This window comes from Negativicoccus succinicivorans (assembly GCF_018373335.1).
Lineage (GTDB): Bacteria > Bacillota > Negativicutes > Veillonellales > Negativicoccaceae > Negativicoccus > Negativicoccus succinicivorans_A.
The window spans coordinates 1-3,870 of the sequence record NZ_JAHAHH010000095.1 but is presented as its reverse complement, the minus strand read 5'-3'; the positions used below and the strand labels follow the sequence as shown (position 1 = coordinate 3,870).

At 46.9% G+C, this 3,870-nt stretch carries 5 protein-coding genes and 1 riboswitch; all 5 genes read right to left on the bottom strand.

What is annotated here, in order from left to right; all coding sequences use genetic code 11:
* Positions 1 to 95: 95 nt before the first annotated feature.
* Positions 96 to 1,283, bottom strand: a complete 1,188-nt coding sequence (gene metK, locus KH813_RS06235) for a methionine adenosyltransferase (protein WP_303994487.1) — start codon at positions 1,281 to 1,283, stop codon at positions 96 to 98.
* Positions 1,284 to 1,328: 45 nt separating this feature from the next.
* Positions 1,329 to 1,423: riboswitch (SAM riboswitch) on the bottom strand.
* 24 nt (positions 1,424 to 1,447) lie between these two features.
* A complete protein-coding gene (gene coaBC, locus KH813_RS06230; RefSeq protein WP_303994486.1) occupies positions 1,448 to 2,656 on the bottom strand; it encodes a bifunctional phosphopantothenoylcysteine decarboxylase/phosphopantothenate--cysteine ligase CoaBC in 1,209 nt (402 codons plus the stop codon).
* Positions 2,656 to 2,868: a DNA-directed RNA polymerase subunit omega gene (rpoZ, locus tag KH813_RS06225; protein WP_024048877.1), complete on the bottom strand. Its 213-nt coding sequence runs from the start codon at positions 2,866 to 2,868 to the stop codon at positions 2,656 to 2,658. Before rpoZ ends, coaBC begins: the two co-directional genes overlap by 1 nt.
* Before the next feature lie 2 nt (positions 2,869 to 2,870).
* Positions 2,871 to 3,515: a guanylate kinase gene (gene gmk, locus KH813_RS06220; RefSeq protein ID WP_024048876.1), complete on the bottom strand. Its 645-nt coding sequence runs from the start codon at positions 3,513 to 3,515 to the stop codon at positions 2,871 to 2,873.
* Positions 3,512 to 3,781, bottom strand: coding sequence for an extracellular matrix/biofilm regulator RemA (gene remA / locus KH813_RS06215; protein WP_303994488.1), 270 nt, complete (start codon positions 3,779 to 3,781; stop codon positions 3,512 to 3,514). The genes gmk and remA overlap by 4 nt, the downstream gene beginning before the upstream one ends.
* Between the last annotated feature and the right edge of the window lie 89 nt (positions 3,782 to 3,870).

Sequence of the window (3,870 nt, the reverse complement as noted above, 5' to 3'; positions counted from 1 at the left end):
CATTTTTGCAAATGTTTAGTCGGTCGATTAATGATAATTTCCGCTACCGTCATAGCTTCTCCTATGTGAAAAAGAAGACGGCATGTACCGTCTTCTTATAATCCCGCATCTTTACGCAATTTATCTGCCTTATCGGTGTGTTCCCAGGGTAAATCAATATCCGTTCTGCCAAAATGGCCATACGCCGCTATCTGTGCATAAATCGGGCGTTTTAAATCAAGATCATGAATGATCGCTGCCGGGCGTAAATCAAAATGAGTACGAACCAGATCTGTGATTTTTTCGTTGGGAACTTTCCCCGTGCCGAAGGTGTTAACTAAAATCGATACCGGGTGTGCCACACCGATCGCATATGCCAGCTGAATTTCACACCGATCCGCAATCCCCGACGCAACGATGTTTTTCGCCACATAGCGTGCTGCATAAGCAGCCGAGCGATCCACCTTTGTCGGATCTTTACCGGAAAATGCACCGCCGCCGTGACGAGCCATCCCGCCATAGGTATCCACAATAATTTTACGACCGGTCAAGCCGGCGTCGCCTTGCGGACCGCCAATGACAAAGCGCCCTGTAGGATTAATATAGAGCTTCATTTTATTGTCATACAAGTTATCCGGCAAAATAGGCTTGATGACCTGCTCGATAATATCGTCACGCAATTCTGCTATCTCTACTTCGGGGCTATGCTGTGTCGAGATAACGATTGTATCAATATGTACCGGCTTACCATCCACATATTCTACGGTTACTTGTGTTTTACCGTCCGGACGCAAATACGGCAAAATACCGTCCTTGCGAACTTCCGCCAAACGTCGCGCCAAACGATGTGCTAACGAGATCGGCAACGGCATCAATTCAGGCGTTTCGCGAACTGCATAGCCGAACATCAGGCCTTGGTCCCCGGCACCGATTTCGTCAAAGCGGTCTTCACTTTTTTCTTTTGCTTCCCACGAGCTGTCTACACCGATAGCGATATCTTGCGACTGTTCATCAATAGATACCAACACCCCGCAAGTATCCGCATCAAATCCATATTTCGCACGATCATAACCGATGCGCCGAATCGTTTCACGAATAATTTTATTGATATCAATATCGCAAGATGTTGATATTTCACCAACAACGTGTACTAAACCGGTGCTGACTACTGTTTCACAGGCAACTCGTCCATCCGGGTCCTGTGCCAAAATCGCGTCCAAAATATTGTCTGAAATTTGATCGGCAATTTTATCCGGATGTCCTTCCGTTACCGATTCCGAAGTGAAAAATTCTCTTTCTGCCAAAATATTCGCTCCTTTTGCATAAAAAAATCCCTCCATGAGGGATTTCCCTCATCTTCCAGTTGCCTGTCGGATGTAGCACCGAATTGAACCGGTTGCTGTGGCTTCTGCGGGCCGAATCCCTCCACCACTCTGGATGAGTACAGTTATTATTTTATGATATTATGCTATTTTTTGCAAGCGCTCACCAATTCCGCGGCCCGTTTAATGATCTCTTCCGCTACCCGGTCTTTAGTCATGATATCCAAAGATTCGTGACTGCCGTCACGATAGACAAACGTTACGATGTTAGTCTCCGTCTGGAAACCGGCGCCGGGGGCAGCTACATTATTGGCCACCAACATATCCAAATTTTTCTTGACCAATTTGCCCTTGGCATATTCCAAAACATTTTGGGTTTCCGCCGCAAACCCAATCAAAATTTGTTGCTTTTTACGTTGGCCCAGTTCATATAAAATATCAGGATTACGTACCAGCTTGATTTGCATATCGTCGTCCTGTTTTTTGATTTTTTGAGATGCGGTTTTCGCCGGGCGATAATCTGCAACAGCTGCCGCTTTGACAACAATATCGGCAGTATCAAATTCGGCATCAATGGCGTCTTTCATTTCCCGTGCGCTATTGACATGAACGATACGTACACCGGGAACTTCCGGCAGCGATGTTGCAGCACTGACCAAGACCACTTCGGCTCCCTGGCAAGCTGCAGCAGCGGCTACCGCATACCCCATTTTGCCACTGGAGCGGTTGGAGAGATATCGTACCGGGTCAATAGCCTCGCGTGTCCCACCGGCGCTGACAACCACTTTTTTACCTCGTAACAAACCTTGCGATGCCACTCTTTCAATGGTGGCAACGATTGTCTCTACGGCCGGGAAACGTCCCTTACCGTTTGTGCCGCAAGCCATATCCCCCGATTCCGGTTCGATGACGGTATAGCCCGCACTGGCCAACTTTTGTAAATTGCTTTGCGTAAAAGGATTTTCGTACATTCGGGTATTCATCGCCGGCACGACAACTACCGGGGCAGGTGTTGCCATTACGGTTGTCGTCAGCATATCATCGGCAATCCCGTTGGCTACTTTGCCAATTAAATTTGCGGTCGCCGGTGCCAAGACGAAAACATCTGCCAAGTTGGCCAGAGCAATGTGCTCTACATTCCAATGGGTAATCTCTCCCCACATCGTTGTCGTAACCGGCTGACCGGAAAGTTCACGAAAAGAAAGCGGCGTCACCAACTTCGTTGCGTGTTCCGTCATAATCACATGAACTTCCGCGCCATGTCGACGCAGCTCTCGAACCAAAAAAAGTGCTTTATAAGCAGCAATGCCGCCGCTTACACCAAGAACTACTTTTTTCCCTTGTAAGCGTCCCATTATTGTATATTTCCCGCCGGATGGGTAGCCGCTTTCTTGACTTTACCGTAATAAATTTCTTCTAAAGCAATCGTTGTCGGCTTTTTCGCATCCGCTTCTACCAAGGCCTCAGCGCCTTCGGTAAGTTCGCGTGCTCGTTTAGCCACCATAGAAACTAAGGTATATTTACTATCTACACGCTCCAATAAGTCATCAATTGATGGGAATACCATAACTACATAACCTCCCTGGTAATATACTTTTCAAAAATAGTATCGATTTGCTCTTTATTACGAGACAGTTTACAACGCTCTGCCACCATAATGGCGCGAACCTTGTCTACGGCCTCATCCAATTTATCATTGACAACGATGTAGTCATATTGGTGCGCCAACTCAAGCTCGCTAATCACTTTCGCAAGACGCATTTGGATCACTTCCTTGGAATCAGTATCCCGAGCATATAGACGATGAGAAAGCTCCTGTAAAGACGGCGGGACAATGTAAATAAAAATCCCTTCGGGATATTTTTTCTTGACCTGCATTGCGCCTTGAATATCGATCTCAAGTAAGACCGTTTTACCTTCATGAACCAAATCAAGTACTTGCTTTCTCGGTGTGCCGTAGTAATTGTTATAAACTTCGGCATATTCAAGGAAGGCATCTTGTTGCAGCATATCTTTAAACTTATCGACGGAAGTAAAAAAATAATTGACCCCGTCAACCTCACCGACTCGTTGTGGCCGGGTAGTGACCGAAATAGAGTAACGAATTTCCGGATGAAGTCGGCGCAGCGCATCACAAATCGTGCCCTTGCCTGCACCGGAAGGACCGGAAACTACTAAAAGAACGCCTTCGTCATGTTTATGCTCCGCGCTCATTCTTTTTCTTCATCCCATTCTTCACCGAACTCATGTAGGCGATTAGCAATTGTTTCCGGCTGTATGGCCGATAGAATAATCTGTCCGCTGTCCATAATCAGAACGGCGCGCGTTTTTCGGCCATATGTTGCATCTACCAGAACTCTCTCTTCACGAGCTTCTTGAATCATGCGCTTGATCGGCGCCGACTCCGGACTGATGATCGCCATCAGTCGCGCGGCCGAAACCATATTACCAAATCCGATATTAATTAATCGTACATTTATCATCGTTTTCTCCGATTCCTTTATATTCGCCACTGAATACCTCTACTACCGGACCTGTCATTTGTACCGGCTTACCAACACCCGGCCAA

Coding starts and splice junctions, on each gene's coding strand:
- coaBC (WP_303994486.1), bottom strand. CDS start 2,656: ATGGGACGCTTACAAGGGAAAAAAGTAGTTCTTGGTGTAAGCGGCGGC.
- rpoZ (WP_024048877.1), bottom strand. CDS start 2,868: ATGGTATTCCCATCAATTGATGACTTATTGGAGCGTGTAGATAGTAAA.
- gmk (WP_024048876.1), bottom strand. CDS start 3,515: ATGAGCGCGGAGCATAAACATGACGAAGGCGTTCTTTTAGTAGTTTCC.